The sequence below is a fragment of the Iodidimonas sp. SYSU 1G8 genome, assembly GCF_039655775.1.
Classification (GTDB): domain Bacteria; phylum Pseudomonadota; class Alphaproteobacteria; order SMXS01; family SMXS01; genus RI-34.
Map to the genome: position 1 here is coordinate 1,376,975 of NZ_JBBYXJ010000002.1, position 26,027 is coordinate 1,403,001.

The window sequence follows — 26,027 nt, forward strand, 5'->3', positions numbered from 1 at the left end:
TGTCACGCCCTGTTCGCGCGCAGGTCGAAGGCGCCGCCCTTTTCCATCGCCCGCTTGTAGGCGGGCCGCCGCTCCATGCGGCCGATGAAGTCGAGCAGTGCAGGACGATCCTCGATCAGCCGCGATGCCTGCGCCATTTGCAGGTTGAAGGTGATGTGCAGATCAGCGGCCGTGAAGTCGTCACCGACGAAATAGGTCCTGCCGTTCAGCAACCCTTCCAGATAATTGAAATGCAATGTGATCTGGCTCGCCAGATAGCCGTCGATCACCGGGTTATCCACCTGGAATTTGCTGATGACCATGTTGAGGAGCAACATGGTGTTCGCTGATCCCTCGGCGTAATGCAGCAACTCCAGATACGCCGCGTAGCTCCCTGAATCAGGGTCCGGCCGCAAGCGTCCGCCGCCATGGCGCTGAACCACATAGTCGACGATGGCTCCCGATTCTGCCATCACCCGCCCGTCGATTTCCACGATCGGCGATTTGCCCAGGGGATGGACGGACTTCATCTCCGGCGGGGCCATCAGGCTCGGCTGCCGCTGGTAGTGCCTGATGGTGTAGGCCAGACCCAGTTCCTCCAGCAGCCAGAGGATGCGCTGGGACTTGGAATTGTTCAGGTGGTGTACCGTGATCATGGGTAATCTCTCCCGCCATGCTGCGTGACGCGCCATGGTGAGAGTGCGTACCCGTCAAAGTCAAAGCCGTTCGGCAGCCTGCATTCCCGTCAGAGGCAGGCGAGCAGACACCGCAGGAGCCGGGTCAGGGCGACGGATCCGATGGAAACGCCGACGATCTTCAGGATCACCGCGCCGGTCAGCGCCGCGATACCGCCGCTGGCGAGAATTGCCAGAATGCCGACGATGATCAGGGCGATGGCGAGTACACCCAGTTGGGGCAGGTATTCGCGCAGACAGGCGCCGAGAGAATTACCCATCGATGCCTCCCCTCGGCTTGCATTGGCATCCAACCGCCGCCGTCGCGATCGAGCCAAGTAGGAACAAATCTTCGAAACCGCCAGCGTAGGCGTAAAGCATCAGCCAGAGATGGCCGACGACCACGGCGCCGACGAGGGCAAGGGCCACTCGCATTATTTCCTCCTGTCGAGACAGTCTCCCCGATGGAAGCAGAATGCTTCCATGCCAATCCAGCCGGCTTGTGAAATTGCAGGGAAGTGCCGTAAAGGTCGTTCGGGGCAATCCCCGCGTGAAGTCTTCAGTCGGCGTGGACCAATATTACCACACCATTATCGGCGGCGTTAATCCATACCACCGAGGCGCAAGCCGGACTCACCCTGGGCGCCGGGTCTGGAGCCTTCAGCGGATGTTCGGCTGTCGTCCTTTGCCGCGATCCGATAATCGTGCTTTGATCGCTGCTCCAAACTGCCTACATCAGTTTCATGACAGAGCCCGTAAATCCCGCCACCCAAAATCAGGCGCAAATCGCGTCGCCCTCCTATCGCCTCCCCGCGCTCGATCAGGATTTTCTGCTCGGCGATTCAATGCGCGGCGTCCGGTTCATGCTGGAATATGCCAAGGCCGAGCAGATCCTGCGGCAATGGCACATCCGTTCCACGCTGGTGGTGTTTGGCAGCGCGCGCGTGCGCGAAGGCGGTCCCGGCCAGGAAGCCCGCTGGTACGATGAGGCGCGGAACTTCGGCCGCATCGCCTCGGAACGCGGCGGTGCGCTCATGACCTATGGTGATTTCCGGGACAATGTGATCGCGACGGGCGGCGGTCCAGGCGTGATGGAGGCGGCCAACAGGGGTGCCCGGGACGCGGGCGCACCGACCATCGGCTTCAACATCACCTTGCCGCACGAGCAGGCGCCCAACGCCTTCTCGACGCCGGAACTGACATTCAGGTTTCACTATTTCGCCATGCGCAAGATGCACCTGGCCATGCGGGCGAATGCGCTGGTGGTGTTTCCCGGCGGCTTCGGCACCATGGACGAAATGTTCGAGATCATGACCCTTCGCCAGACCGACAAGTTCCAGACCATTCCGGTGATCCTGTTCGACGAGAAATACTGGCGCTCGGTCGTCAATTTCGAGGTGCTGCTGGAGAATGGCATGATCGCCGAGCGCGACCTCGAGATGTTCGGGTTCGCGGAGACCGCCGAGGATGTCTGGAACGCCCTGAGCGCCGATGTGCTCAATCCCCGGCGCAAAATCGCCTAGGCTGTTCCCGCGGCAGGATCGGGCACGATGTCCGCGTAGACGAACCCGTTGCGCTCGCTCACGCCGCCGAGACGCACGGGGATGGGCGACGCGAACAGGGGGCTATCCGTCACGGCCGTATGGAATTCTCCGTTCTCGCCGCACGGGTCGACCCCGGCAGGGAGCGACTCCAGGAATGCGGTGTCGAAACGACGGCCGGCAAAGTCTGGCGAGAGGCGCCGTGAATCGACGCAGGCGAGATGCGCGACCAACCCGCTGGCGATCATCTCGCGAGCCAGCGCCGCCGTATCGCGGCCCCATAGCGGATACACCGGCGTCAGGCCCCATCGAGCCAGCCTTTCGTCGCGCCATGTCCTGATGTCATCCAGAAACAGGTCGCCGAAGATGATGTGCGTTATCCCCTTGTCGGCGAGTTCGGCGGCGGCCTGTGACATGCGGGCTTCATAGATGTCGTTGGGACAATGTGTCGGCAGTTCCACCTTCAGGCACGGGAGGCCCAGCGCTGCCGACTGCAGGTCCAGCAATGCCTCGCGAACGCTGTGAACGGCGACGCGGGAGGGTGAGACATTCACTGTCGTCATCAGCCCGGCGACATCAAACTCGCCTTGGCGCACGCTCTCCCACAGGGCGAAGGCCGCATCCTTTCCCGAGCTCCACGATACGCAGGCCTTCGGCCGAGTACGTGGCTCAGGGGCAGAAGGTGATTCGTTTCTGGAGTGCGCCACAAAATCGCCTTGAAGTGGTCGTTATTCTGGTCGCCGTCGGAAGGCGGTTCAGTGGGCGGCCGTGGTGTGGCCCCCAAATGGCGAGAATATCTAGGGTTTCCGGCTCTGGTTCTACGACCGAGATTAGTGGGGCGCACCTACGCAAGAGGGGGTCTCCGAAATAAGTGCGCCCCCGGATGCGATTAATCCTCGCTTCCGCAGGCATCATGACAGTTCCGCAATGAACCGCAACGAGGGAATTGCCCACGGCGGGGTTGAAGGCACACAAAGATGAACCCGACAATGAAGGTGCATATACCGGTCTCGTCTAGCGTCTTCGCGCCACGATGACCGGAGGCGCGGTGGCTCTTGATGCCGGCGAAATGGTCCAAACCGAAAATCGCAACAAAAGCTCGTGTTTCTCCCGCAGCGATATCTTAAGTAGCTAAATCGACGCGATAATTATCATGTATCGAACCCCCGGAGAAAGCGGCCCCAATCTCCGGGGAAGAACAGCACTCTCAAGCGGGGGCTTATTTCGCCTTTGAGGCTGAACCAGTTTTTCGGTTCTACATAGTGGGTTCATTAGGGTCGAGGGAATGGGTGCCCAAATTGAGCGGACGTGCTGGCTTATTCTGAGATTGATCGACCCGTAACAGTCCTGCATCCATGAGCCTGTTCACCATGGTGACGAGCGACTGCAACTGGGCATAGTAGATCTCCATGGAACCCTGCGACTGGAGAGCGCCTGGCATGAGCCGGTACCCGCTACGGTCGTCCTCGATCACCAGTCCGTCGGCAATCATCTCCTTGATTTTCCGCCGTACGGTTTCACGGGGAATTCCAGTCGATTCCGCGATCGACATCGCGTTGACGGGCACCTGTAATTCGGAGGGCACGATGCTCGTGATGCTCTCGAACGCCACGCCTTCGGGGCGATTCATCAGCCGGTGAACGCTGGCGATGCCGATGGCGTTGACAATGAGGACCTTGGTAAAGTCGGAGCCGAAGATGGCACTGTACCGTGGCATGATTTCGCACAGCCAAATGCCGAGCTCATAGCCAAAAATTCGGGACTTCCGCTCAAGCTCGGCGCGACTGGGCGTGGTCAGTCGTGGCCTGGAGCCTTTGTCCGTACATGGGGGGCGCGTCATGGCTCGATGTCCTGGAAGCACGGACGCTTCATTGTGAGGTCGCTCGCATTCAACGATGTAAAGTCCGGTCTAGCCTGACGGGTACCGTGGTCTCTGTATGGAGCACGACAGAGGCGTGTGACAACCACCAAGTAAAATTCGAAATAAGTTCTCGAAGATGGTTTTTTGACCCATTTAGCTCCTTTCTCATTTCGCCCGGACCCCGGAACTGGAGCATTGATCTGGATCATTGGACGCAGGCACCGCGCGTCTTGAAGGCGACGGAACAAAAATCCCCGAGACAGGTTGATTGTGAGGCCCCGCGAGAGCGCGCGGGTAACATCACAGGAAAATCATCATGGCCACGACCCAGACATCCAAGAATACAAAGTCGAAGGCGGCCGGCGGCAGCGGCAAGAAAAGTGCCTCTTCCAAAAAGGAGACAGGCGCTGTTGCTCTGCTGAAGCAGGATCACCGCGACTTGGAAAAGATGTTCGAGCAGTTCGAAAAGGCGCGTAGCGCCGATCGAAAGGCTGAACTCGCGTCCAATATCTGCAAGGCGCTCACCGTGCATGCGCAGATCGAGGAGGAGTTGTTTTATCCGGAAGCGCGCGGCGAGGTCGACGAGGATTTGCTCGACGAAGCAGAAGTCGAACACATGGGCGCTAAAAAGTTGATCGCCGAAATCGAGGGCATGACGCCTGAAGACCGGCTGTTCGACGCCAAGGTGACGGTGCTGAGCGAATACATCAAGCACCACGTGAAGGAAGAGGAAGAAGAGCTCTTCCCCGAAGCCCAGAAGTCGGAGATGGACCTGGACGCCATTGGCAAGCAATTGGCCGCCCGCAAGAAAGAGCTGATGGCCGAACTCGACGGCGATTGATCGCGTGGCTTGCCGGGGCGTGCGTCACTCAGGTGCGGCGACACCGCGCACGTTCCGGCAATCAGCGTTCTGCAGAACGGGTTCTCCTCCGCTTCGTGGGCGAATCTCCAGTGAGAACCGTCCAAGCGCCGTGTAGAGCGGGTCGGTTTTTTCCGGACATAATGCGCCAGCGATCATGAGGCGGTTCATCGCGGGCAGGGTCTCCATCACCGCTACCCGTTCGGCCGGAAGCTCAAGGGTGATGGCGATACCGGGCGGCTCCACGGCAATGGCGGCGATACGCCAGCCCGCGACGGGCGGATTCGCATCGTAATAGTCGTCGAGGTCGTCGGCGAGTGCCTGAAGTTTGGCAATCTCCTCGTCATTGGCCCATGGCCGAGTGACCCAGTAGACCGCAGCGGCCGCTGCCGCGACGAGGACAACCGCTCCTACGGCCACCATAGTGCGGCGGGACGTGCGTTGGACAGACATCGTTTACCTCCTTAGATGTCGATCTCATCACAACCGATATGGGGATCTGCCGTGAACCGGCCAAGAGCTCTTGATCGGCAATCAGCTTATCACGGAGGACTGGCTACGCGGCTTGCCGCTCAGATATTCATTCAACGCCGCCATGGAGGGGACGTGGCTGCTGATGACGTTGAGAACGACGGTCAGCGGAACCGCCATGAGGGCGCCAGGAATGCCCCAAAGCCAGGACCAGATGGCAATGGACAGGAACATGACAACAGGGTTGATGGTGAACCGACGTCCGAGAAGGCTGGGCGTGACGAGGCTTGATTCAACGAAATTCGCGACCGTGTAGATGGCGGGCGCGATCAGTGCGTCGCCCACGGCCGGAAACTGCAGCAATGCAGCGACTGTAACCAGCAAGGCTCCGATGATGTAGCCAATATAGGGGATGAAGTTAAGCAACGCGGCCAGCATGCCCCAGAACAAGGCGTTCTCGAGCCCCATGAAATAGAGGCCGAAGCCGATCACCCCGCCCAGCGCGATATTGATGAGCAGAATGGTCAGCAGATATCCGGATACCTCTTTCTCGATGGTCATCAAAATGCTGACCACGGCCCGCTTGTCGTGAAACGTGGGCATGAGGCGAACAGTCTTTTCCTTGAACATGTCGCCGGCCGCCAGCAGGAAATACAGCAGGACCAACATCATCAGGACCTGAAGGCCGATCTCCTGGGCGCTGTTCATCAGTCGCTCCATCACGCCCGGCGTGGTGGTGATGACGGTCGGCGGCTTGCGGCTGTTGCTGCTCCCATTGGTGAAATTCATCACGTCGGCCGACGCCTTTTGGACAGACTCGACGGACTCCCACATGGGCCGGAATTTTTCTTCGAGCTGCCGGGTCACCTTGGGAAGACGATCAACCCAGTCCATTGTTGGCTTGCTGAAAGCCACCACGGCGGTGCCGACGATCCCCAGGAGAAGGATAATAACCAGCGCCGCGAGGATGGGTGCCGGAATGCCGCGCCTTATCAGCGGCCTGATCAAGGGCGAGACCATGAAACTGATCAGGATCGCGCCCGCCACCGGAATGAAAATACCCGCCGCGAGATAAAGGCAGGCGAGAACGGCGATGATGAACATGCCGATGATGGAGATGGCTTGCCAGCGCTGGAGGCGGGAAGACGACGAGTAAAAGGGCATGCGCGCCGCCTGATAGTTGCCGGTGGGGGCCGTCCCGACGTGATGGTCCCGGAAGGTGAACGGCGGCGGATGCTGGTGGTTCCCGGCTACAGCGCGGCGGCGCTGAAAGTATCGCAGGCGGCCATGCTGCCCTGATCCATGCCTTGGCGAAACCAGTGGACACGCTGAGCCGACGTCCCGTGGGTAAAGGCATCCGGTGTCACGTGGCCTTGCGACTGGCGTTGCAGCCTGTCGTCGCCGATAGCGCTCGCGGCGGCCAGAGCTTCCTCGACGTCGCCGTCCTCCAGCAAGGCACGGCTGTTGTGGGCGTGATGAGCCCACACGCCGGCGAAACAATCGGCCTGCAATTCGAGTCGGACGGACATGGCGTTGTACTCTGCCTGGGCAACCCGGCCCCGCAGGCGGTCGACCTGCTGCGAGATACCCATGAGTGTCTGCACGTGATGGCCGACCTCGTGGGCGATCACATAGGCCTGGGCGAAGTCACCCGGGGCGCCGAAGCGTCGGTCGAGTTCATCGAAGAAAGTGGTGTCCAGATATACCTTGCGGTCGCCGGGACAATAGAATGGCCCGGTGGCGGACTGTCCAACGCCGCAGGCGGAGCGGGTGGCGCCGCTGAACAGAACGAGGGTGGGTTCTTCGTAACGGCCGCCCGACTGCTCGAACAGGCCGTGCCAGGTCTGCTCGGTGTCGGCCAGGACGACGGAGACGAACTGCGCGGACTCACGGGCTTCCGGCGACTGGGTGTCGACGGTCTGTCCCTGGTCCGGAGGCGATCCGCCCTGAAGGAGAACGGTCGGGTCGACGCCAAAATAGAGCCCGACCAGGACAACGATGACCGTGCCGAGCAGCCCCAGTTTGCCCCCGCCGCCGCCCAGCGGGAACCGCGAGCCGCCGCCCCCCTGGCCGCGGCGATCCTCGATATTGCTGCTACCCGAACGACCGCGCCAACGCATGGGCTCTCTCCCGATTTTCACCGATAACGGTAGAAGACGGGACAATGTGCCACAAGCAGGCGCCTATCCCGCGCAAGGCATCTGCGCGAAAGACGTATTGAGATGCCGAGCCGGCCCGGGAGAATGGAGGCCGGTCATCGCTTGATCGACGCCGCTCAATTTTCATGAAGGGGGACCTGTTGCGAACACGCCGGGCGCTGGCCATCACTGCCTTATTTTTCTGTTACACGCCGGCCATGGCGCATATCTCGGACAGCGAGGACAACATCGAGGAGGTCGTCGTCTGGGGGCGGGCGCTCAGCCTCGTCGGCAAGGTATCGAGCGCGTCCGAAGGGCTGGTGGGCTATTCCGACCTCTCGAAACGCCCGATTTTGCGGGCGGGTGAACTGGTCGAGGTCATTCCCGGAATGATCGCCACCCAGCACAGCGGCACCGGCAAGGCGAACCAGTATTTCCTGCGAGGCTTCAATCTCGACCACGGGACCGATTTCGCGGTCTCCTTCCAGGGCATGCCGGTCAACATGCCGACCCATGGTCATGGGCAGGGCTATCTCGACCTGAATTTCATCATTCCCGAACTGGTGGAGTATGTCGCCTACGAGAAAGGGCCCTATCATAGCGATAGGGGAGACTTCTCGAGCGGTGGATCGGCGTCCTTCAAGACCTATGACCGGCTGGACAAGGGTTTCGCGCAGGCGAGTATCGGCAGCCATGGCTATTATCGTCTCGTCGCGGCCGATTCCACGGACGTTGGTGAAGGCGACTTGCTCTGGGCTGGCGAGCTGCATTTCTCGAACGGTCCGTGGCTGCTGGATGAGGATCTGGAAAAGGCCAATCTGCTGGTCAAATATACCGGCAAGATCGGTGACACGGACGCCCGGCTCATCGCCACGGCGTACCGCGCCTCCTGGCAATCCACGGACCAGATTCCGTTGCGGGCCGTCGAACAGGGACTGATTCCGCGTAAGGGCTTCATCGATCCGGATCTGGGCGGGGAAACAACCCGGCTGAGCCTCAGTGGCGCGCTGGATTTCGGCAAGATCGCGGCACAGATCTACGGGATTTATTACGATTTTTCGCTGTACTCCAACTTCACCTATTTTCTCGACGATCCCGTCAATGGCGACGAATTCGAGCAGGCCGACGAGCGGGCGATTTTCGGCGGGCGACTGTCCTATGAAGACGATGTCAGCCTCGGCGGTCTCGCCGCGACGGTGCGCGCCGGTCTCGATGTCCGCTACGACGACATTCTGGGCGTGGGCCTCTTCCACACCGCCGGGCGCGGCAGGCTGTCGGCGGTCCGGGACGATCGGGTTCACGAGGTGATTGCCAGCCTGCACGGCGAGATGGAGCTGCACTGGACCGACCGTTTCCGATCGATCCTGGGGGGCCGCGTGGACTGGCTCTCCTGGGATGTCCGGTCCGCGCTGCCCGCCAATTCGGGTACGGGCGACGACGCCATGGTCAGCCCCAAGGCGACCCTGGCCTATGAGGTGCTCGACGGTCTCGAGCTTTACGCCAGCTATGGCCGAGGGTTCCATTCCAACGACGTGCGCGGCGCGACCATCTCCATCGATCCGAAAACCGGCGATCCGGCCGAGCCTGTGCCCGCCCTGGTCCGAAGCGAAGGCGCGGAACTGGGGGTGCGTTTCGAGGTGGACAAGACGGTCACCCTGACCGCGGCGGCCTTCTGGCTCGACCTGGAATCGGAACTGGTGTTTGTGGGAGATGCCGGGGCGACCGAGCCCAATGATGGTACAAGGCGGTACGGTATCGAGACATCGGTATTCTGGCAGGCCGCGGACTGGCTGGTCTTCGATCTGTCCGGTGCGCTGACACAGGCCCGGTTCCGGGCCATCTCCGACAACCGCATCCCCAACTCCGTGGGCTTCGTGTTCGGAGGCGGCGCCGTCATCACCTTGCCCGAAGGGTTCAGCGCGAGCCTGCGGGTTCGTCATCTGGGGGATGCCCCGTTGATCGAGGACAATTCCGTCCGCAGCCGTACCACCACATTGGTCAATCTGGGGCTCGGGTACGATTTCGGGCGGTTCCAGATCGGGCTTGAGTTACTCAACCTGCTGAACAGCAAGGATAACGACATCAGCTATTTCTACGAATCACGGTTGCCCGGCGAGGCGGCGGGGGTCGAGGACATCCACTTTCATCCGGTGGAGCCCTTTACCGTCAGGGCGTCTGTCCGCGTCCGGTGGTAGACGGCGTCAGGCCGTCACGGCCGGCCGTGAAAAGCGCATGCCGGCCGCGCTGAAACGGTCCAATACCGCCGTGCCCAGAGCAAGGGCGGGCGTCAGGACACCGGCGCGGTCGGGCTTGGCTGAATCCGGGTCCGCCAGGATGAGAGCAGCTTCGCCGATCATGTTCGCGGTCGTCCGGTAGCCGGGGTGACCATCGGCATCGAGGGTGATCTCCACCGCGCCTTGCGCTCCGCTGGCGCGTCCGCGCAGGGTCCAGTGCCACAGGTCGAGATGCTCGAGGCTTGGCCCGGCGCCGGGGCTTGGTGCGAAGCGGTCGACCATGTTTTTCATCAGGCTGCGCGGCATCCGCAGCGGTGTGTTGGCGAGCCAGCCCATGGCGGACGCCGTCGCGGCCATGGCATAGGCGGCCGGTGCGCGCATGGCGCCGGTGGTGACGGCGCTGGAACTCATGCGCTCCCGGTAGAGGATGCCGGTCGATACCGGGACCTGCTCGCGCCGCAGCAACGCAAACGTACGGTTGACAACAGCCGGATGCAGGAACGGCCCAGGGAAGATGGGCGTCGACCAGGGCTCCAGATCGTCGTCGCGCGGGGTCATGTCATAGGGCATGGCGCGCCTGATGGCGTCGCGGTCCAGATCGTCCGCCGGATTCAGTGCCGTGGGGTCCAGCGAAAGTCCGGAAAAGTCGTTCTCGAGCATGACCCGCATGGTTTCCGCTGTCCCGCCGGAGATCATCTCGCCAAGCCCGGTGACGCCCGGGGGCGGCGTCACCGCACCAGCCAGCAGGTCGATGCGCGCGGGACTGTCGCCATAGCGGGCCATGTAGTCTTCGAGAAGCGCGAGCGCCATGAGGTCGAAGGGCAGGGCTTCGTAGCCCGCGACCGGCGCGATCCTGGCGCCGCTGGCGCGGGCGATAGCGTCGAAACGGTCGATGATCCCGCGGACGAAAATCAGTTCGCCGGTGAGGTCGAGATAGTGGGTTCCCGCCGCCGCGCAGGCGCCGACCAAGGGTTCGGCGCGCCCGTAATAGGGACCCGCCAGATTGGCGATGATCCGGCCACGTGCCGCCAGATCGGCGGCGCCGGTCGTCTGGGTACAGTCGGCGGCGATGGCGCCGAAGGCACCGAAGCGCTCGACAAGCGGGGACAGGGTGTCCATCCGGCGGCCCGCCACGGCCCAGCGCTGGCCCGTTTCGAGGGCGCGGCGTGCCAGATATTCGCAGACGCGCTGACCGGTATAGCCGGTCGCGCCCAGCACGATCACGTCGAACTCGCTCATGGCCGCAGGTCTCCGGTGATATGCATTGGGTGCGACTATAGCATTGTCTGACGTTCGGGGCCGCGAAAGCGTTCGTCAAAAGAAAACGGGCCGGAACAAGTCCGGCCCGTTGGCGATCTTCAGCGATTCATTACCAGACGTGAACGACGCGGCGGGTCGCCCGCTCCACCACCACCGGCTTTTCGTTGATGATGGTGTAGCTGTAGCGGTCGGGATCCTCGACCTTCACCGTTTCCGGCAGCGAATAGACCTTCACTTCACCCGGCAAGACCACTCCGACTTCGGGGCGAAGTTCGGGATTGCTGATGGGCGTGTAGTTCTTGGTCGTCGAATACTCGCGGATCACGGCACCGTCATCGGCGGTCCAGGTCCGCGTGGTGGTGGTGGTCGTGGTCTGCGCCATGGCAGGCGCGACGCCCGCGATCAGAGCGGAGGCGGTAACGACGGAAAGCAGAAGCTTCTTCATGTGTCTCTCCCATATGGCGGCGCATGTCAGGGGAACCCTGCAATCGGCCGCGCGGATTGCCGATTGAAACCGCAGCCTAAACGCAAGCAGATCGTCGCGGTTCCATGGGGGCGGCGACGATATTTCATGAAATCCTTGCCCTAACTGTTTTCGTACGTGATGGATATCGATCCCCTTCTTGTCGGGCAGGTACTGTTTTTATGAACAGGTGCTGAATATCGTCTTGTTTTGGTTGAAAGATTTCGCCGTTATTTTTCATCCATTAATGGATACATGCGGAACCCCGGATCGGTGCACACGTTGATCTTGCGGGAATCACTGAGAGCGACGCTTGCGCTTCACCCTATTCCCGTCATGAGGAGTGTAAGATGCTTAAGAAAACCTTGGCAGCCGCAGCTGTCATGTTCGGGACATCCCTGCTGGCGGCGGTGCCGGCCAGCGCGGCGCCGGGCTACGCGACCGCCAGGCTAGAGGTGCGCGCGGGTCCGGACTTCGATTATCCTACTGTTGGCGTGGCACGGGCCGGGTCGCGTATCGAAATCAATGGCTGCCTGCCTGACTGGCGCTGGTGCGATGTCACCACGCGGCGTGACCGCGGCTGGGTGCGCGGCGAAGATATTCAGGCGGAATATCGCGGACGCCGCCTGTCCTACGGTTCGCCTTGGCGCGTGCCGGTATTTTCGTTCAATTTCGGCACCTATTGGGACAATCACTACCGGGGCAGGCCGTTCTACGGCGAACGGACGCGCTGGGAGCGTCACTGGCGCGACCATGATCGCGGCCCGCGCCGGGGACCTGACCACCATCGCGATGGCCGGGGAGACGGCCGCTACGATGACCGTCGCGGAGATCGTCATGAGGACCGCCGCGACTGGGACGATCGTCGGGACCGCTAATATCTCTGGATAAGTCGTGGAAAGCCCTGGTTCGCCGGGGCTTTCTCGCGTCAGGCGGTCAGAACGCGCCGGTGTTCTCCACCTTTTCGCACGCGCCGCTGGTATTCGGATAGGTGAAGCGTCCGGTCTTGCGCTCCAGGACGATCACGCCCTTGTAGCCACCCGCGATCTTCGACAATCCCATGGTGATGAGTTTGCCGCGCAATTCGTCGCGATCGGTCGGAAACATGGCGCGCACCACGTCGTCATCATGGGTGAACTCGATCGATCGGATGATGGTCGGGTCCTCGAGAGAGGGCGGCAGGGCTGGCCATTCGCTTGCCTTCAGTTCCATGTAAGAGGCAGCGTAGCTCATGCGCAGGCTGAATTGGGTCGGGCGCTCGATGGGCGCCGCGCCGTCGCCTGCGCCCTGGTCCGTATAAACACCCTTGCACAATAGAAAGATCGTGTCCGCCGCCTCGGCGAGCGCCGTCGGTGCCGTGCTGGAAACGGACAGAAATGAACACAAAAGAATGATGTTTGCGCGCCGCATAGTGCCCCCACGACTGTCATGCTGCTTTCAGCCGCGAGATGATACACCCCGGTCGTTCAGGGGCAATCCATCCTCGTCGCGGGAGCTGGACTGCGTGAACGCCGGGGCGCGAGGCTTAGAACCTGTAGGTCACCGTGCCGAAGATCCGGCGTTCTTCGCCCATGAAGCAGTCGCCACGCGACAGGCAGGCCGAGTAGTGTTTCTTGTTGAGCAGGTTGTTGGCGTTGACGCTGAACACCCAGTGATTCCAGGTCAGTTCGGCAAGCGCGTCGACCAGCGTGTAGGACGGGGTGCGCACTGTGCCTGACCAGTTGGCGCCGGCATAGCGCACGCCGCCGCCGATCCGCAGGCTCAGGTCGTTGCCGAGCTCGATGGTCTTGGTGCCCCAGAGCGAGGCGAGATGCTTCGGCACGTTGTCGAGCTGGGTGTTCGTGCCGTCGATCTGCGCCTTGTTGTAGCTGTAGTTGGCGATGATGTCGAAATTGCCGGGCAGGGCGCGGCTGGCCTCGATTTCAAAGCCCTTCGAGGTCAACGATCCGGCCTGCATCTGATCGAACGGATCAGGCGTGCTGGGATCGTCGACCGGACGGTTGGATTCCTTGATCCGGTAGGTGGTCGCCGTCACCATCGTGTATTCGTCCGGATGGATCTTGATGCCCGCCTCAAGCTGCCGGCCGCGCTTCGGCTTGAACGGATTGCCGTCGCTGGCCGTGCCGGAGATGGGCTCGAAGGATTCCGTGTAGCTGAAGAAGGGCGAGAGGCCGGGCAGGATTTCGGCGATGACGCCGGCCCGCAGCGACGTTGCGTTGGCTTTTTCCGGCGTCCCACCGGCGCTGAGCGCGCGGGTATGGTCGCGGCGGGCGCCGAGGACCAGGGAGACGCGGTCATGGAAGCGGATCTGGTCCTGAATGTAGAAGCCGAGCTGCTTCTGGGCGACGTCCTCCATAGAGGGTGACAGGGGCGGCAGGCCACCGCCGAAGTCGGATAGGGCGTCGTAGTCGATATTGTAGATGTCGATGATCTCGTAGGCGAAGCCGCCTTCCTTGCGGACCCGGTTCCAGCTGTAGTCGACGCCCGCGATCACCGAATGCCGGATCACGTCGCTGGTGTTGAAGTCGACCTGCACATTGTTGTCGCTGGAGAACACGTTCATCCGGGCGTAGCTGCCGTCGGCGTAAAGGCCGATCAGACGCTGGGCCGGATCGAGATACGGGTTGGCCGGGTTGGAATAGCTGTCTGGATAGTGGGTGAAATAGGTGACGTCGCTGTCGATGTAGCGGGCCTTGGCGTTGAGCTTGACGTTGTCGCTGACGCGGTGCTGCACCAGGACCGTGCCCTGCAACAGCCGGCCGTCATAGCGATCCCAGCCGGGCTTGCCGATGAACAGGCTGTTCGCCAGCTTGCCATTGGGGTTGGGATAGAGCGTGCCGACCAGCGGCAGGAACTGCGATGTCGAGCCGCCATCGTCTTCCTGATACATGCCGATCAGCGTGATGTCGGTGTTCTCCGTCGGCTGCCACAGCAGCGAGCCCGAGAAGAAGACGCGGTCGTCGGGAACGTAGTCGGTCTGGGTGTCGGCGTCGCGGAAGCGCGCGACGAACCGTCCGGCCAAGCCGTCGGTCAGCTTGCCGGTCACGTCGGCGAGGACTTCCTTGCTATCGAACGACCCATAGCGGATGGACACCTCGCCGGCCGGCTCGAAGGACGGCGTCTTGGACACCATGTTGATCAGGCCGCCGATGGAGCTGGCGCCGAACAACACAGATGCCGGACCGCGCACCACTTCGATCTGCGAGAAATTGTACGGGTCCGAGCGGATGGTGGCGTAGTAGCTGAACAGGTCGCGCATGCCGTCGCGGAACTGCAGCGGTGAGACACCCCGGATGAAACTGCCGTCCACGCGGCTGTCAGGCCCGTAGGAGTTGGCCTTCACACCGGCCACATAGCGCAGGGTGTCGGCGACCGACACCGCGCCCTGGGCGATGAACGTGTCGTCGGTCACGATGGTGACGGGTTGCGGCGTCTCCAGCGGCGGCGTGTCGATCTTGGACGCGGTGTGTTTGATCTGGTCGGCGGTGACCAGGATTTCTTCCCTGGCCTCTTTGCTCCCATCGGCCGCGTGGGCCAGAAGTGGCGTTAAGGACATGGCGGCGCACCCAAGGGCGGCAAGCCTGACAAGTTTCATCGTACCCTCGAACGTTGGAAGTATTTCGCATGACGCGAACCGCGTCCTTCAATAATGATAGTCATTATCATTTTCAATATATAGTTTTGGGGCTGATGCATCTCCGCGCCGCCCGTGTTGATAAAGGCGGCAAATCGTGTGCCGGGCGACTTTTATGGAAAAAGCCGCCCGGCGGGCCGGTAATCTAGAAGCCGTAGACCAGGGTCGCGCGTGTCACCGTGTCAATGTGCTTGAGACCGATGGGCGGATCGCTTTCGTAGAGGACGTTGAACGAGAGCCGTGCCGACAGCGCGCCCACCAGTTGTCCGGTGATCGCCGTTTCCGCCGTGGCGCTGGTGGTGCCGCTCTCGAAGAAGCCGTTTGTCACCTGGGTGACAACGATACCCGGGGTGATCGTCCAGCCGAGCTTGGAGGCGGCGCGGAAGGCCAGGCCGTTCTCGTCACGGTCGATGAACCGCGCCTGCCGCAGCGCAGGGCCGCCTTCCAGATCCCAGGTGAAGCTTGGCTTGTCGACGACGCGGTAGCCGAGGCCGAGCGTCTCGGTGAAGCGCGAGTTCAGGCCCGCGCCCTGGTCCCGTTCCCAACCCACATTGGCGAAGACATAGAGATGCTTGTTCAGCTTGCGGTCGATCTGATAGCTCGCCGCGAAGCGCTCCTGATCGGTCTGTCCGTCGCTCCGCTGGAAGTCGGCCTTCGCCTGCAGCGCCTGGCGCCAACGAATGCCGTCCTTCTTCAGGGCGACGCCGACGGCCACGGTCTTGGTGGTCGAATTGCCGGTGGCGAAGGAACCGCCCACTTCGCCGGATCCCGTCCAATTGTCGAAGAAGCCGCCCTTCGCCAGTTTCTCCTGGCGCTGAGCTTCCCGGTCGGACTTGACCGCGGCGACCGTGCTGTCGATCTCGCCGGCGCTTTCCGGATGCAGCGACTTGGCGACGCCGACGACCGCGTCGATCTTGGCCTGGTCGCCGCTCTGGGCCGCCTTTTCGATCATGGCTTTCACCGAGGGCGTCATTGGTTCCGCCGCCGCAGGGGACGCGATGAGGGCGGAAAGAACAAGAATGTACCGGGCTTTCATGGGGATCTCCCTTCGGGGGTTCATCGGCCTGACGACCGATGGCGACGGCGCATCAGCCTCGCCCACGCAGGCGACGCGAGGGCCGAATTGTGTCAAAACCGCAAGCGTGCGAATGGCTTGGCATTTTCTGGCGCCTTCGATAGGCGTCCCCGCCAGCCAAGGCAACCCCTTTGCCTGGATGGTGGATATGCGCTCTGCCGGCCGTTGCGCGGCCCGGGCGACCGTGGCAGCGTGAGGGCATGAGCGCGGTGGAACTGATCGGACTGGCGGCGACCCTCAGCCTTCTCGCGGGCTGGCGGCTCTATTTGTGCGTCTTCGCGGTAGGGCTGGCCATGGCCATGGGCTGGATCGAGCTACCCGAGCATCTGCACGGCCTTGCCGTGTTGGCCAATCCGTGGGTCATCGGCGTCGCCGGTGTCGGCCTGTGCGCGGAATTCCTGGCGGACAAGGTGCTGTGGGTGGATTCCGTGTGGGATGCGCTGCATACCATCGTCCGGCCGGTCGGCGGCGCCCTGCTGGCGCTTGCCGTGGTCGATCCCGCCGACCCCGCGTGGCAGGTCATCGCGCTGCTGCTGGGCGGCGGCGCGGCACTCGTGAGCCATGGCGCCAAGTCGGGCACGCGGGCGCTGGTCAACACCAGTCCCGAGCCCTTCAGCAACGTGGCGGTCTCCACCGCCGAGGACGTCTTGACCGGCAGCCTGCTGGTGCTGGCCTTGGCCAATCCTGTAGCGGCGGTCGTGATCGCCATCCTGCTAGGCGTGGCGGCGGTGCTGTTGCTGCTGATGCTGCGGCGGCTGCTCGCGGGTCTTGTACGTCGTGTCCGCCCGGTTGCCTCCGCGTCGCGGCGGGACATTTCCTGAGAATCAGGAGGAGCAGGCACTATGACCGTACAGCTTAATCACACCATCGTCTGGTGCCGTGACAAGACGGAGGGCGCGGCTTTCGTCACCGACATTCTGGGGCTGCCGCCGGCGGTGCCGTTCGCTGATTTTCTTGTGGTGGAACTGGCGAATGGCGTGTCGCTGGACTTCGCGGAAAAGAGTGGGCCGGTCGCGGTGCAGCACTATGCCTTCCTGATCGGCGAGGACGAGTTCGATGCCATCTATGACCGGATCAGGGAGCGCGGTCTCGGTCACTGGGCCGATCCCATGCGCCGCCGACCCGGCGAGATCAACCGCAACGACGGGGGGAGGGGCCTCTATTTCGAGGGACCGGACGGCCACTTTCTCGAGGTGATCACGCGCCCGTATGGCGGCTGACCGTACGACATGAAAAACCCCGCCGGAGCGGCCGGCGGGGTTGTTTCGGGCGGGTGGCTGTCAGAACACGAAGGCGATGATGGCGCCGACGACGACAACGAGACCCACGAGATAAATGATGCTGTTCATTGCTCGATCCTCCTTGATCCACCCTGAACGCATCATCGCGCGTTTTGTTCGCGCCTAATCGAGATGTTTGCCGAAGAAATCGAGCGTGCGCTCGTAGGCGAGCGCCGCGGCCGCCGCATCGTGGCTTGCCCGATGGTCGCAATTGAAGCCGTGATCGGCCTCGTAGATATAGACGGTCACGTCAGGGTGCTCGGCTTTCAGCTTCTCCACGTCAGACAGCGGGATGTGCGCGTCCTTGTCGCCGAAGTGCATGATGACCGGGCATTTGGGTGTCCGGTTGCGTTCGCCGGGCACGCCACCGCCATAGTAGGACGAGGCGGCTGTGACGCCGGTCAACTCGCAGGCCGACAGCCAGGTGAGCAGGCCACCGAAGCAGTAGCCGACGACGCCGACCTTGCCGTGCGCCGTGGCGGCGTCGATGGTCGCCTGGATGTCGCGCAGCGCGTCGGCGCGGTCCAGCTTCTGGAAGGCGATCTCGATGCCCTTCTGCATGTCGGCCGCCTCGTAACCCAGCTCGATGCCGGGCGAGACCCGGTCGAAGATCTGCGGCGCGATGGCGAAGAAGCCCTTGGCGGCATAGCCATCGACCACTTCGCGGATGTGCGTGTTGACGCCGAAGATTTCCTGGATCACGACGACGGCGCCTTTCGCCTTGCCCGAGGGCGCGGCCTGATACGCGCCGAAAACGAAGCCGTCCGATGATGTGATGCTGATCTGGTCGCCCATGTGTTGCTCCCCTGTCCATGACGATGCCGCGCCGTGACCGGCGGCTGGCCCGATCATACGGATTTGGCGGCGCGGGGGAACCGCTGGTGCGCGCAGGTCAGAACTTGTTCTCGACCGGCTTCGCCTTCTCGCACTGGCCGGTGGTGCCGGGATAGGTGAAGCTGCCGGTCGTTCGGTCGATGGCGATCACGCCTTCATAGTCGTCGGCGATCTTCGACAGGCCCATGGACAGCAGCGTGCCCCGCACCTTGTTGCGGTCGGTGGGGAACATGGCGCGGACGGTCGCGTCGTCATGGTTGAACTGGACGGAGCGGATGATCAGCGGGTTGGCGGACGATGGTGGCAACGCAGGCCATTCGCTCGCGTTCAGTTCCATGTACCGGTCGGTGTAGCTGAGCTTCACGCCGAACTGGGTTTGCCGTTCCTGCGGGGCGTCGGGCTGTGTCTTGTCCAGATAGACGCCCTTGCAAAGCAGGGCAACAACACCGCCCGACCCGATGTCCGGGTCCAAAGGTCCACTGGCGGCAAATGCCGCGCCGGGTAGTCCAAGCAAAAGAACCGAGACAGCGATGGATCGTGCGTGCCGCATGTAGCCCCCGAAGCACAAACCTATGACGGTGTCAGCATACACGCCGCCGCGAGGTTCCTAAAGGAAGTCGGCGAAACGCTCACGCCGGGCCTTGCGGCGCAGGGCGAAGAACGCGTCACGTTGGCGTTCGGTGAGCCAGCGGATACGGCTTTCCAGTTCCGAGGCCTTGCGGAACGACACAGTCATCATCGGCCCCAGGATCGGCAGCACCTCGAGCGCCAGGGCCGGTTCGCCCTGATGGGCCGGACCGGCAAAGGCAACCTGCAGCCGGCCGCCCTCGGAATCGTGGAAGCTGCCCACCACGCCATGCTCCAGCGTGTGATCGGCTGCTTCGCGCATGAACTGCTGCTGCGTTCGATCACACAGTTTGAGCTGGCGCCATTCGATCACGCCCTCGTGGGTCAGCCCGTAAAGCCGCACTGGATCGATGTCGTAGAAGCCCTGGTCCACATAGCGCGCCATCCATGCTTCCGGATAATTGCACTGCACCACGCCGGCGAAGTTGCGGTCACCATATTCCTCGGCGCCCGGCCAGTACTGATAACCGAAATAGTCATAACCCAGCGAGATCCCCGCATTGGTGATGACATAGTGGATATCCCAGTACGTTTCCGCCCTCATGAGCGTGTCTATCGACAGCTCGACAACCTGCCGCACGGCGCCCCCTCCTCATCCTTCCGGTCAAAGAATACGGGTGGTTTGGGATGCTTTCAACAATCAGTCCCGGCAGCTTTTGAAATTGCCGCCATGCGTGGTTTAGGGGTCACCATGGGCGACGGCCGGTCGGGGCCGGTCAGGACCGCGCGGGAGATGCCGGTCTGTTCGCGCACCCGCGCCAAGGTCGCCGGCGTCACCTTGTGACGCAGGGCCGCGATCTCGCTGCCGTCATCGAGCCGCATCGGCGGCCCGAGCATTTCGACCACCAGTCCGCGCTTCAGCCAGCGGGGAAATTCCGCCGCGTTGATCTGCGCCGTCAGCGAGCCGATCCCCGCCGTCAGCGCGAACTCGTAGCCGGACAGGAAGATGTGGTCGAGAACCTGGGAGCGCACCTGATGCGGCTCGTCCGGCTTCACGTGACCCCGCGACCATTCCCAGATATCCGCGCCGGCGGGCGCGCCTCCGGCGCACAGAGCCGGAAACACGTCGCGCATCAGATGGGGGCCGGTCGTCGGCACCATGCGCGAGGCGCCGAGCAGATCGCGGCCGCGCATGACCAGCAGATAGACGGTTTCCGGCCCGTCGAACCCGTCGGCCTCGCGCTGTCTTTCGTGGTCGGCCTCGGGCAGGTCCCATCCCAGGATGCGCACGAACACCTCGTGGCGCTGGCGGAACATCTCGTCGATGGTGGCGGCATAGGCGTGGTTGGCGGGGGAACGGACAACATGGACATCGAACATGGCATGGCCTCCAGCGTGATGCGAAAGAGGCGATGCGGGCGTGACCGGCGGCGCCGGTGAGGGGAGGGGCAGGCGCCGCGGCGGCCACGCGCTCATCGCAGGGAGCCATCCGGGCGTCTGGCCCGAGATCGTTCCCTGTATGTTCGGTCATCGCGGCAATGCGCCCGCTGCAAACCGCGCGAGGATTGGCGTGGCTTGTCAGCGGGTTGTGTGGCTCGGGGGCTGGGGACTCAAACGAGGCGTCAGGGTCCGACGGCCGTCGCGACTCGACGCCGCTCTCATGGCGTGCTAGGCGCATCGATCCTGCGATAACGGACATGTCACATGAACCTGAATGCCTATCTGGACCGGCTCCCGGTGGTCGACATCGCCGCCACGCTGGCGCTCATCCTCAGCCTGCTGCTCGCCAGGGTGGTCGCCGGGCATGCCATCCGCGTGCGCACGGACGCGCTGCCGCACCTGCGGCGCCGCTGGACGGCCAATGTGCGCAACTTCCTGGTCTTTCTGGGCCTGATCGGCGTCATCATGATCTGGGCGCCGCAGCTCAGAACCTTCGCCCTCTCGCTGACCGCCGTGGCGGTTGCCGTGGTCATCGCGACCAAGGAACTGATCCTGTGCTTTTCAGGATCCTTTCTGCGTGCGTCCTCCCGATCCTTCTCGGTCGGCGACTGGATCGAGATCGGCGGCGTGCGGGGAGAGGTGACCGATCACAACATCTTCGTCACCACCCTGCACGAGTTCGAGCCCGGCTCGTTCAACCCCACGGGGCGCACGGCGGTGGTGCCCAACAGCGCCCTGCTCAGCCAGATCACCCGCAACGACAGCCTGGCGCGGAAATTCGCCTATCACCGCTTCGTGCTGACCGTCGATCCCGCGATCGACGTTTTCGCCCATCGGCAGGACATTACCGCGCTGGTCGAGCGGCGCTATGCGGCGCTGACCGAAGAGGCGGCCCGGGTCAATGAGCTGATCGAGCGCCGGGCGGGCGTCGATCTTCCCGACAATCTGGCGCGGGTGGACTTTCGCACCAGCGATCTGGGCAAGTACCGCATCATCATCACCCTGTTCTGCCCGACGCGCCGCGCGGATACGCTGGAGAACGACGTGACCTGCGAGATCATGTCATTCCTGCACGCGGTCTCGCAGGCGAAAGAGCTCGAGGAGCCGGTTGACGGCGACGCCTGATGGCGCTCGTGTGTTCATTTTATGAACAAGTGTTGATTTTACCGCATAACATGAACATATGTTGTGGGTAGAGGAGCAGACGGCATGCCCACCACCCACACCGGCAAGGCGCTCGATCGCAAGGCCCTGACAGGGCCGGCCCTGAGGACATTCTTTCGGATCGCCGAGGCCTGGGGGCTCAAGGAGCACGAGCAGATGAGCCTCCTGGGTCTGGACAGCCGCTCCACCTTCCAGTCATGGAAGCGCGGCGTCGTATCCGCCATTCCCAAGGATGCGCTGGAGCGCATTTCCTATGTGATGGGCATCTACAAGGGGCTGCACATCCTGCTGCCCCGGACAGCGGATGACTGGGTGCGCAAGGCCAACAATGCCGCGCCGTTCGGCGGCAGGTCGGCACTGGACCGCATGATTTCGGGCAATGTGGCCGACCTCTACGCCGTGCGTCAGTACATCGACGCGCAGCGCGGGTGACCGAGCAGGTTCCCATCACCGCGATCCGTTGGCGGCCGTGCTACCGGATCGTGCCCAGCCGGTTCCCGCCGGTGTCGCTGTTCGAGGCGGTCGCTGACCCCGAGGACCTGGACGCCGTCTACCAGATCGAGGCCATGACCAACGACCGGCTGCGGGACGAGGTGGGCGACCTGTCCCTGGTGCCCGCCGAGGACAGGGTTTCGGGGCCGGGCACGACGCCGATCATGGCGGCGTTCACCCATCTCAAGCCAATGGGGGACCGGTTCACCGATGGCACCTATGGCGTCTTCTACGCGAGCCTGAGCATCCGGACCGCCGTCGCCGAGACCAGCCATCACCGTGCGGCCTTCATGGCGTCGACCGCCGAGCCCGCGCAGGAGCTCGACATGCGCGTCTACGCGGTCGATCTCGACGCCGATCTGCACGACATTCGCGGCATGCGGGACAGCCACCCCGCGTACTATCACCCGGAGAGTTACGAGGTATCCCGCCAGCTCGCCGGCGCGTTCAGAACCGCAGGGTCGAACGGCATCGTCTATCTCAGTGTTCGCGACAGGTCGGGAGAATGCGCGGCGGTTTTCCGTCCGCGCCTGCTGTCGAACTGCCGCCAGGAACGGCACCTGTGCTACGTGTGGGACGGCCGGGCGATATCGACGGTCTACGAGAAGAAGAGCTTTGGTCAGCTATGAGAGCTTCCTGGTTGTCCGATGCCCACAGTTTCTGCCGGCAAACCAAGCACCACGAGCGTTTCCTCAGGGGCGGTGGATCAAAACCGGCGGTCCAAGTTGGTTCACGAGCGCGACTTTCTCGCCCTCGCGGCGTCTCTTAAGTCGGTCTCCTGTTTCGCGAAGGCGTTGCTCAGAGATCTCGTTTAGGCCAATCATTTCGCCTACCACTGCACCGTCGCCGAGAATGATCGTGCAGTCGATCCTGTGGTCCCATTCCTGTGCTGTGCAAGCCGCGCCGGGAGCAATTGACGAGACCAGTCGTTCCGCTTTCTTTTCGAGCTGCACCCATAAGCGGGTGAGTTTCTTCCAATCAACACCGGGGTTGGACCCTGAAGGATCGATCTTGGACAGCTCAGCCGCGTATTCCTCGAACGTCATGCGGCAGAATAGCGCAATGCGAGATGAGCGCCATCAGCTCTTCATGTAGTCTCTGTTGGCTTTTGGAGTATTACTCGATGATCAATCGACGTGAAGCTATTGCCGTAACCCTCATAGCGGGAGCGTTTCTGTCGTCTCCCGCAGCGGCCTGTAGGTCGCCAGCTCCAAAGGACAGAAATGGCTATGCCGGGGCCATGGACGCTTTTCTGGCAGCCTGGTGGGCGCGAGATTTCGAAGGGTTCCTCAAGCCATTTCGTTACCCCGACCGTCGCGACCCGCTACCTGGCCGGGTATTGTTCGATGCCCATTACACTGAGCGCGTGGTTCGCTTTCGTGGGGGCCTGCTGTTCAATGGCGCTTCGGCTGTTGTTCAGGTCGTCACCCCGCAGCAGCCGGATCACAAACACGGGATTTGCGGCGGTCACGCGCAGTCCGACCTGTTCCTGGTGACGTTTTACCCAGGTCTCGATGCCCCTGTCATGAACACGGTGCAGTTCCTCGCGACGGATGTCCTCGCAGAAACCGAATGGGAGCATTTACCGGGCGCACCAGATGCGAAGATTTGAAATTATGGAAAGTTAAAGATTATCGACACGGGATAGAGATCAGCGCCTATGGCCGATCGGTTAAAAATACTCGGAGTTACGTGACACTTAACCATTATTTCAATATTGTCCCCTATGGCCGTATGCGAGCGGTCGTCCGGAAGAGTTTATCGTAGCATCGCCGGCACACCCATGGGATGGGATAATGTGGCAGGTTAGGAATACAGACAGAGGCGAGCCGAGAGATGTCCCCTGCCGCCCTATCAATAGTGGTCATTACTTTACCGCGACCGGAATTCAAAATAATATTTTCAGAAGTAAACCTAAGGAAATGGTGATTGAATTGGCAGTTCTCTCCGGCTTTCAACCCAAGATTTTGGCGCTCATTTCAATGACTTCTCTTTCTGTGCTGTCTATTTCAAATACTATCGCCGCTCCACCAATTGATCCAGCTAGGGCATCAATTACCTTAAAAAGGTCGACGTGTTACGGCCCTTGCCCCGCTTATGAAGTCAAGATTCACGGCGATGGGCGCGTGCAGTTTTCAACGGAAACGGCATCTATGGCGGAGGTAGACCCCGCAAGAAGGAAGTTTGCCAGCTCCGAGGGAGTTCTCCTTCCAGGCACACATGAAGACTGGATCACACCGGAGGCAGTAAAAGATTTAATCGGAAAATTTCAAGCAGCTGGCTTCTGGCACCTGAAGAATGAGTACATCATTGGAATAGTCGATCTGCCGACCTACAGCCTCACCATCGACACGGGTCAGCAGCGGAAGACTGTTGTCGAACAAGCGGGCAGCAGATGGGTTCGCATGCCGCCAGTCGTCACCGACCTCCAAAATGCCACCGACCAGGTGGCTGGGACGGACCGTTGGGTTATCGGCAGTCCGGCACTGATATCCTGGTTGGAACGCGTCCGTTTCGATTTTCGCTCGCCCCATGCAGCAGAGTTAGCGGCTGCTGGTGAATGGGGTAAAGCGTCCGAGGCTATGGTCGGCGCTTTAATCGACAGAGGAGCGCCGCTGGATCAGCCCGTCTCACCAGGTGGCATAACCATGCTCGAGACGGAGGCTGCGGGTATGAGCCTTATCAAAGCTGCAATTAAGCGTGGCCATGCAGGCGTGTTTAATCGGCTGATGGCTCTCGGTTGGTTGGATCGCCTTGGAAAACTCAAGGCTGCGGAATATTTCGCCCAGTCGGCGGCGGGTTGCTCGCCTGCGCTGGTGGACGCTGTCGCGGATGCGGGGGTGGACATAGACCTAAGTGCCCCTCCACCGCCGAATGATTATTTGCCCGATTCGCGTGGCAGGACGGCACTTGCCAGACTGCAAACGTCTCATGCGTGTCAGGACGATGAAGCGCGCCGCGCCCAGACGGTGGCGCGTTTGATTGCGAGGGGCGCAAAACCCAAACCATCTTGATAGGTCCAAAGCACCTGGAGTCTGGCGTGCGCTATCACGCACCAGATCGGAAAACTGCTCTCTAATATTCCCCGACACAGCCTTGACCGAGGCGCTACGCCGGGCCGAGGCCGTCGGCCGCCCGGTCTGCGCCGCATCGTTTATCGCCAGTGTGGAGACAGGGACCCACGGCACGCTCAAGCCCGGCAGCAGGGCAACTCACTAGCTGCGCATAGAGATCCCACTATAATCCTAGAGGATGCTCCGAAAGCCAATCCTTGTGTCGTTCTGACATTCGCTGGACTTGCGCAACGTCGGGCAGAAACAGATCAACGCCGCCGTCATAAGGCGCGAAGATCGCACCATTCGCGGCCATCCAAAGCGTCGGCCCGCCCTTCTCATCCGCCACTGCAAGAAGCAAATCGTCGAACCGACCAGGCGACCAACTAGTTGGGACGGCATAAACCCGCCAAGGGCGATCTTCTTCGTCGTCTAGGAGAAACGTTGAGACGAAAGACAACCCCAGCTCGCGGGTGGCCCGGAAGGGATCGTATTGATCTGCTGTGTGATCTCATCGGCCTGCGTCGTCCAATGGGGCTGAACAATTCAGCACGGGTCCGTGCCAAGCACTTCCTCAGCTAGAGCGTTGTGACGAGCCAATAGAATTGAACGCTCGTCGTCGTTGTCAGCATAGCGTTTCGAGGCAGGCAGGGAATGAAAGCGCAACCAGTTTTCCGCCCCGGCATCTCGCATCATCCAGCCGACTGGTCGTTCACCAGCGTGATAACTCGCCCAAGCATTTTCGAATGACATCTTGTGAGTGTGGCAGGCGAGCGCCTGTATGTCTGCTCTTCAACCCATCCCGGACATAGGCCTTAGTGCCAAAGCAATCGCCGTATAATCAGCAGCGCTCGCGAAGCCAGCGATATGGAGGAGGAGAAGGGCTGATGGTGCCCAGGGGCGGAATCGAACCACCGACACTGCGATTTTCAGTCGCATGCTCTACCAACTGAGCTACCTGGGCCCATTCGAGGGGCCGCTTGGTTCCGGCCCGGGACGGCGGTTTAT

At 62.0% G+C, this 26,027-nt stretch carries 28 protein-coding genes and 1 tRNA gene; 11 read left to right on the top strand and 18 right to left on the bottom strand.

The annotated features are described in order from the left end of the window. Positions 1-2 precede the first annotated feature (2 nt). Positions 3-635: a glutathione S-transferase gene (locus WJU17_RS17740; RefSeq protein ID WP_346328720.1), complete on the bottom strand. Its 633-nt coding sequence runs from the start codon at positions 633-635 to the stop codon at positions 3-5. An 89-nt stretch (positions 636-724) separates the two neighbouring features. After that, positions 725-934 (bottom strand): hypothetical protein, encoded by a 210-nt coding sequence (locus WJU17_RS17745; RefSeq protein WP_346328721.1) that lies wholly within the window; start codon positions 932-934, stop codon positions 725-727. A 462-nt stretch (positions 935-1,396) separates the two neighbouring features. Between WJU17_RS17745 and WJU17_RS17750 the strand changes: the two genes are divergently transcribed. Continuing rightward, complete coding sequence (locus WJU17_RS17750; protein ID WP_346328722.1) at positions 1,397-2,176, top strand: TIGR00730 family Rossman fold protein; 780 nt, start codon at positions 1,397-1,399, stop codon at positions 2,174-2,176. Here WJU17_RS17750 and WJU17_RS17755 read toward each other — a convergent pair. Both WJU17_RS17755 and WJU17_RS17760 read right to left on the bottom strand, forming a co-directional pair. Next, positions 2,173-2,901 carry an ATP-binding protein gene (locus WJU17_RS17755; RefSeq protein WP_346328723.1) on the bottom strand — a complete coding sequence of 243 codons (729 nt, stop codon included), beginning with the start codon at positions 2,899-2,901 and terminating at the stop codon, positions 2,173-2,175. The genes WJU17_RS17750 and WJU17_RS17755 overlap by 4 nt on opposite strands. 548 nt (positions 2,902-3,449) lie before the next feature. Next, the gene (locus WJU17_RS17760) at positions 3,450-4,034 is read right to left on the bottom strand and encodes an HTH domain-containing protein (RefSeq protein ID WP_346328724.1); all 585 of its coding nucleotides are present in this window, start codon (positions 4,032-4,034) and stop codon (positions 3,450-3,452) included. 337 nt (positions 4,035-4,371) lie between these two features. On the opposite strand from WJU17_RS17760, the gene WJU17_RS17765 reads away from it, so the two are divergent. Next, positions 4,372-4,896: a hemerythrin domain-containing protein gene (locus WJU17_RS17765; protein WP_346328725.1), complete on the top strand. Its 525-nt coding sequence runs from the start codon at positions 4,372-4,374 to the stop codon at positions 4,894-4,896. 24 nt (positions 4,897-4,920) lie between these two features. On the opposite strand, the gene WJU17_RS17770 is transcribed toward WJU17_RS17765, so the two are convergent. The 3 genes from WJU17_RS17770 to WJU17_RS17780 form a co-directional block, all read right to left on the bottom strand. After that, complete coding sequence (locus WJU17_RS17770; RefSeq protein ID WP_346328726.1) at positions 4,921-5,367, bottom strand: hypothetical protein; 447 nt, start codon at positions 5,365-5,367, stop codon at positions 4,921-4,923. Between the two features lie 81 nt (positions 5,368-5,448). Then, positions 5,449-6,549, bottom strand: a complete 1,101-nt coding sequence (locus WJU17_RS17775; RefSeq protein WP_346328727.1) for an AI-2E family transporter — start codon at positions 6,547-6,549, stop codon at positions 5,449-5,451. An 86-nt stretch (positions 6,550-6,635) separates the two neighbouring features. Then, positions 6,636-7,505 carry a neutral zinc metallopeptidase gene (locus WJU17_RS17780; RefSeq protein ID WP_346328728.1) on the bottom strand — a complete coding sequence of 290 codons (870 nt, stop codon included), beginning with the start codon at positions 7,503-7,505 and terminating at the stop codon, positions 6,636-6,638. A 179-nt stretch (positions 7,506-7,684) separates the two neighbouring features. Between WJU17_RS17780 and WJU17_RS17785 the strand changes: the two genes are divergently transcribed. Next, positions 7,685-9,718 carry a TonB-dependent receptor gene (locus WJU17_RS17785; RefSeq protein WP_346328729.1) on the top strand — a complete coding sequence of 678 codons (2,034 nt, stop codon included), beginning with the start codon at positions 7,685-7,687 and terminating at the stop codon, positions 9,716-9,718. Between the two features lie 6 nt (positions 9,719-9,724). On the opposite strand, the gene WJU17_RS17790 is transcribed toward WJU17_RS17785, so the two are convergent. Together WJU17_RS17790 and WJU17_RS17795 are read right to left on the bottom strand one after the other, a co-directional pair. Further along, complete coding sequence (locus WJU17_RS17790) at positions 9,725-10,996, bottom strand: saccharopine dehydrogenase NADP-binding domain-containing protein (RefSeq protein ID WP_346328730.1); 1,272 nt, start codon at positions 10,994-10,996, stop codon at positions 9,725-9,727. Between the two features lie 130 nt (positions 10,997-11,126). Beyond that, on the bottom strand, positions 11,127-11,462 hold the full coding sequence (locus WJU17_RS17795) for a DUF1236 domain-containing protein (protein ID WP_346328731.1): 336 nt from the start codon (positions 11,460-11,462) through the stop codon (positions 11,127-11,129). Positions 11,463-11,830: 368 nt separating this feature from the next. Between WJU17_RS17795 and WJU17_RS17800 the strand changes: the two genes are divergently transcribed. Then, entirely contained in the window at positions 11,831-12,358 is a 528-nt protein-coding gene (locus WJU17_RS17800; protein ID WP_346328732.1) for an SH3 domain-containing protein, read from the top strand. Positions 12,359-12,416: 58 nt separating this feature from the next. On the opposite strand, the gene WJU17_RS17805 is transcribed toward WJU17_RS17800, so the two are convergent. The 3 genes from WJU17_RS17805 to WJU17_RS17815 form a co-directional block, all read right to left on the bottom strand. Further along, positions 12,417-12,890 carry a hypothetical protein gene (locus WJU17_RS17805; protein WP_346328733.1) on the bottom strand — a complete coding sequence of 158 codons (474 nt, stop codon included), beginning with the start codon at positions 12,888-12,890 and terminating at the stop codon, positions 12,417-12,419. A 115-nt stretch (positions 12,891-13,005) separates the two neighbouring features. Continuing rightward, positions 13,006-15,036 (bottom strand): TonB-dependent siderophore receptor, encoded by a 2,031-nt coding sequence (locus tag WJU17_RS17810; protein WP_346328734.1) that lies wholly within the window; start codon positions 15,034-15,036, stop codon positions 13,006-13,008. A gap of 223 nt (positions 15,037-15,259) precedes the next feature. Continuing rightward, positions 15,260-16,150, bottom strand: coding sequence for a DUF481 domain-containing protein (locus WJU17_RS17815; protein ID WP_346328735.1), 891 nt, complete (start codon positions 16,148-16,150; stop codon positions 15,260-15,262). 239 nt (positions 16,151-16,389) lie between these two features. Here WJU17_RS17815 and WJU17_RS17820 point away from each other — a divergent pair, with 239 nt between their 5' ends. Continuing rightward, on the top strand, positions 16,390-17,010 hold the full coding sequence (locus WJU17_RS17820) for a DUF4126 domain-containing protein (RefSeq protein WP_346328736.1): 621 nt from the start codon (positions 16,390-16,392) through the stop codon (positions 17,008-17,010). Between the two features lie 21 nt (positions 17,011-17,031). Continuing rightward, positions 17,032-17,409 carry a VOC family protein gene (locus tag WJU17_RS17825; protein WP_346328737.1) on the top strand — a complete coding sequence of 126 codons (378 nt, stop codon included), beginning with the start codon at positions 17,032-17,034 and terminating at the stop codon, positions 17,407-17,409. A 183-nt stretch (positions 17,410-17,592) separates the two neighbouring features. Here WJU17_RS17825 and WJU17_RS17830 read toward each other — a convergent pair whose 3' ends face one another. The 4 genes from WJU17_RS17830 to WJU17_RS17845 form a co-directional block, all read right to left on the bottom strand. Continuing rightward, a complete protein-coding gene (locus WJU17_RS17830) occupies positions 17,593-18,264 on the bottom strand; it encodes a dienelactone hydrolase family protein (protein WP_346328738.1) in 672 nt (223 codons plus the stop codon). A 97-nt stretch (positions 18,265-18,361) separates the two neighbouring features. Next, positions 18,362-18,775 (bottom strand): hypothetical protein, encoded by a 414-nt coding sequence (locus WJU17_RS17835; RefSeq protein ID WP_346328739.1) that lies wholly within the window; start codon positions 18,773-18,775, stop codon positions 18,362-18,364. Positions 18,776-18,910: 135 nt separating this feature from the next. After that, positions 18,911-19,510, bottom strand: a complete 600-nt coding sequence (locus tag WJU17_RS17840; RefSeq protein ID WP_346328740.1) for an autoinducer binding domain-containing protein — start codon at positions 19,508-19,510, stop codon at positions 18,911-18,913. A gap of 53 nt (positions 19,511-19,563) precedes the next feature. After that, complete coding sequence (locus tag WJU17_RS17845; RefSeq protein ID WP_346328741.1) at positions 19,564-20,250, bottom strand: acyl-homoserine-lactone synthase; 687 nt, start codon at positions 20,248-20,250, stop codon at positions 19,564-19,566. A 324-nt stretch (positions 20,251-20,574) separates the two neighbouring features. Between WJU17_RS17845 and WJU17_RS17850 the strand changes: the two genes are divergently transcribed. From WJU17_RS17850 to WJU17_RS17860, 3 genes are all read left to right on the top strand, one after another. Then, positions 20,575-21,435 carry a mechanosensitive ion channel domain-containing protein gene (locus WJU17_RS17850; protein WP_346328742.1) on the top strand — a complete coding sequence of 287 codons (861 nt, stop codon included), beginning with the start codon at positions 20,575-20,577 and terminating at the stop codon, positions 21,433-21,435. 84 nt (positions 21,436-21,519) lie between these two features. Continuing rightward, positions 21,520-21,906, top strand: coding sequence for an MbcA/ParS/Xre antitoxin family protein (locus WJU17_RS17855; RefSeq protein WP_346328743.1), 387 nt, complete (start codon positions 21,520-21,522; stop codon positions 21,904-21,906). Then, positions 21,903-22,595 (top strand): RES family NAD+ phosphorylase, encoded by a 693-nt coding sequence (locus tag WJU17_RS17860; protein ID WP_346328744.1) that lies wholly within the window; start codon positions 21,903-21,905, stop codon positions 22,593-22,595. The genes WJU17_RS17855 and WJU17_RS17860 overlap by 4 nt, the downstream gene beginning before the upstream one ends. Before the next feature lie 63 nt (positions 22,596-22,658). Here WJU17_RS17860 and WJU17_RS17865 read toward each other — a convergent pair whose 3' ends face one another. Continuing rightward, a complete protein-coding gene (locus tag WJU17_RS17865; RefSeq protein WP_346328745.1) occupies positions 22,659-23,012 on the bottom strand; it encodes a hypothetical protein in 354 nt (117 codons plus the stop codon). 194 nt (positions 23,013-23,206) lie between these two features. Here WJU17_RS17865 and WJU17_RS17870 point away from each other — a divergent pair, with 194 nt between their 5' ends. Together WJU17_RS17870 and WJU17_RS17875 are read left to right on the top strand one after the other, a co-directional pair. Beyond that, positions 23,207-23,578 carry a hypothetical protein gene (locus WJU17_RS17870; RefSeq protein WP_346328746.1) on the top strand — a complete coding sequence of 124 codons (372 nt, stop codon included), beginning with the start codon at positions 23,207-23,209 and terminating at the stop codon, positions 23,576-23,578. A 184-nt stretch (positions 23,579-23,762) separates the two neighbouring features. Beyond that, entirely contained in the window at positions 23,763-24,980 is a 1,218-nt protein-coding gene (locus WJU17_RS17875; protein ID WP_346328747.1) for a DUF6438 domain-containing protein, read from the top strand. Between the two features lie 927 nt (positions 24,981-25,907). Here the strand turns inward: WJU17_RS17875 and WJU17_RS17880 are convergent. Continuing rightward, positions 25,908-25,983: transfer RNA gene (locus WJU17_RS17880), tRNA-Phe, on the bottom strand. Between the last annotated feature and the right edge of the window lie 44 nt (positions 25,984-26,027).

Bases quoted from the DNA above. Each gene is read 5' to 3' on its own strand.
- WJU17_RS17740 (WP_346328720.1), bottom strand. From the start codon at position 635: ATGATCACGGTACACCACCTGAACAATTCCAAGTCCCAGCGCATCCTC.
- WJU17_RS17745 (WP_346328721.1), bottom strand. From the start codon at position 934: ATGGGTAATTCTCTCGGCGCCTGTCTGCGCGAATACCTGCCCCAACTG.
- WJU17_RS17750 (WP_346328722.1), top strand. From the start codon at position 1,397: ATGACAGAGCCCGTAAATCCCGCCACCCAAAATCAGGCGCAAATCGCG.
- WJU17_RS17760 (WP_346328724.1), bottom strand. From the start codon at position 4,034: ATGACGCGCCCCCCATGTACGGACAAAGGCTCCAGGCCACGACTGACC.
- WJU17_RS17765 (WP_346328725.1), top strand. From the start codon at position 4,372: ATGGCCACGACCCAGACATCCAAGAATACAAAGTCGAAGGCGGCCGGC.
- WJU17_RS17770 (WP_346328726.1), bottom strand. From the start codon at position 5,367: ATGTCTGTCCAACGCACGTCCCGCCGCACTATGGTGGCCGTAGGAGCG.
- WJU17_RS17775 (WP_346328727.1), bottom strand. From the start codon at position 6,549: ATGCCCTTTTACTCGTCGTCTTCCCGCCTCCAGCGCTGGCAAGCCATC.
- WJU17_RS17780 (WP_346328728.1), bottom strand. From the start codon at position 7,505: ATGCGTTGGCGCGGTCGTTCGGGTAGCAGCAATATCGAGGATCGCCGC.
- WJU17_RS17790 (WP_346328730.1), bottom strand. From the start codon at position 10,996: ATGAGCGAGTTCGACGTGATCGTGCTGGGCGCGACCGGCTATACCGGT.
- WJU17_RS17795 (WP_346328731.1), bottom strand. From the start codon at position 11,462: ATGAAGAAGCTTCTGCTTTCCGTCGTTACCGCCTCCGCTCTGATCGCG.
- WJU17_RS17800 (WP_346328732.1), top strand. From the start codon at position 11,831: ATGCTTAAGAAAACCTTGGCAGCCGCAGCTGTCATGTTCGGGACATCC.
- WJU17_RS17805 (WP_346328733.1), bottom strand. From the start codon at position 12,890: ATGCGGCGCGCAAACATCATTCTTTTGTGTTCATTTCTGTCCGTTTCC.
- WJU17_RS17810 (WP_346328734.1), bottom strand. From the start codon at position 15,036: ATGTCCTTAACGCCACTTCTGGCCCACGCGGCCGATGGGAGCAAAGAG.
- WJU17_RS17815 (WP_346328735.1), bottom strand. From the start codon at position 16,150: ATGAAAGCCCGGTACATTCTTGTTCTTTCCGCCCTCATCGCGTCCCCT.
- WJU17_RS17820 (WP_346328736.1), top strand. From the start codon at position 16,390: ATGAGCGCGGTGGAACTGATCGGACTGGCGGCGACCCTCAGCCTTCTC.
- WJU17_RS17825 (WP_346328737.1), top strand. From the start codon at position 17,032: ATGACCGTACAGCTTAATCACACCATCGTCTGGTGCCGTGACAAGACG.
- WJU17_RS17830 (WP_346328738.1), bottom strand. From the start codon at position 18,264: ATGGGCGACCAGATCAGCATCACATCATCGGACGGCTTCGTTTTCGGC.
- WJU17_RS17845 (WP_346328741.1), bottom strand. From the start codon at position 20,250: ATGTTCGATGTCCATGTTGTCCGTTCCCCCGCCAACCACGCCTATGCC.
- WJU17_RS17850 (WP_346328742.1), top strand. From the start codon at position 20,575: ATGAACCTGAATGCCTATCTGGACCGGCTCCCGGTGGTCGACATCGCC.
- WJU17_RS17855 (WP_346328743.1), top strand. From the start codon at position 21,520: ATGCCCACCACCCACACCGGCAAGGCGCTCGATCGCAAGGCCCTGACA.
- WJU17_RS17865 (WP_346328745.1), bottom strand. From the start codon at position 23,012: ATGACGTTCGAGGAATACGCGGCTGAGCTGTCCAAGATCGATCCTTCA.
- WJU17_RS17870 (WP_346328746.1), top strand. From the start codon at position 23,207: ATGGACGCTTTTCTGGCAGCCTGGTGGGCGCGAGATTTCGAAGGGTTC.
- WJU17_RS17875 (WP_346328747.1), top strand. From the start codon at position 23,763: ATGTGGCAGGTTAGGAATACAGACAGAGGCGAGCCGAGAGATGTCCCC.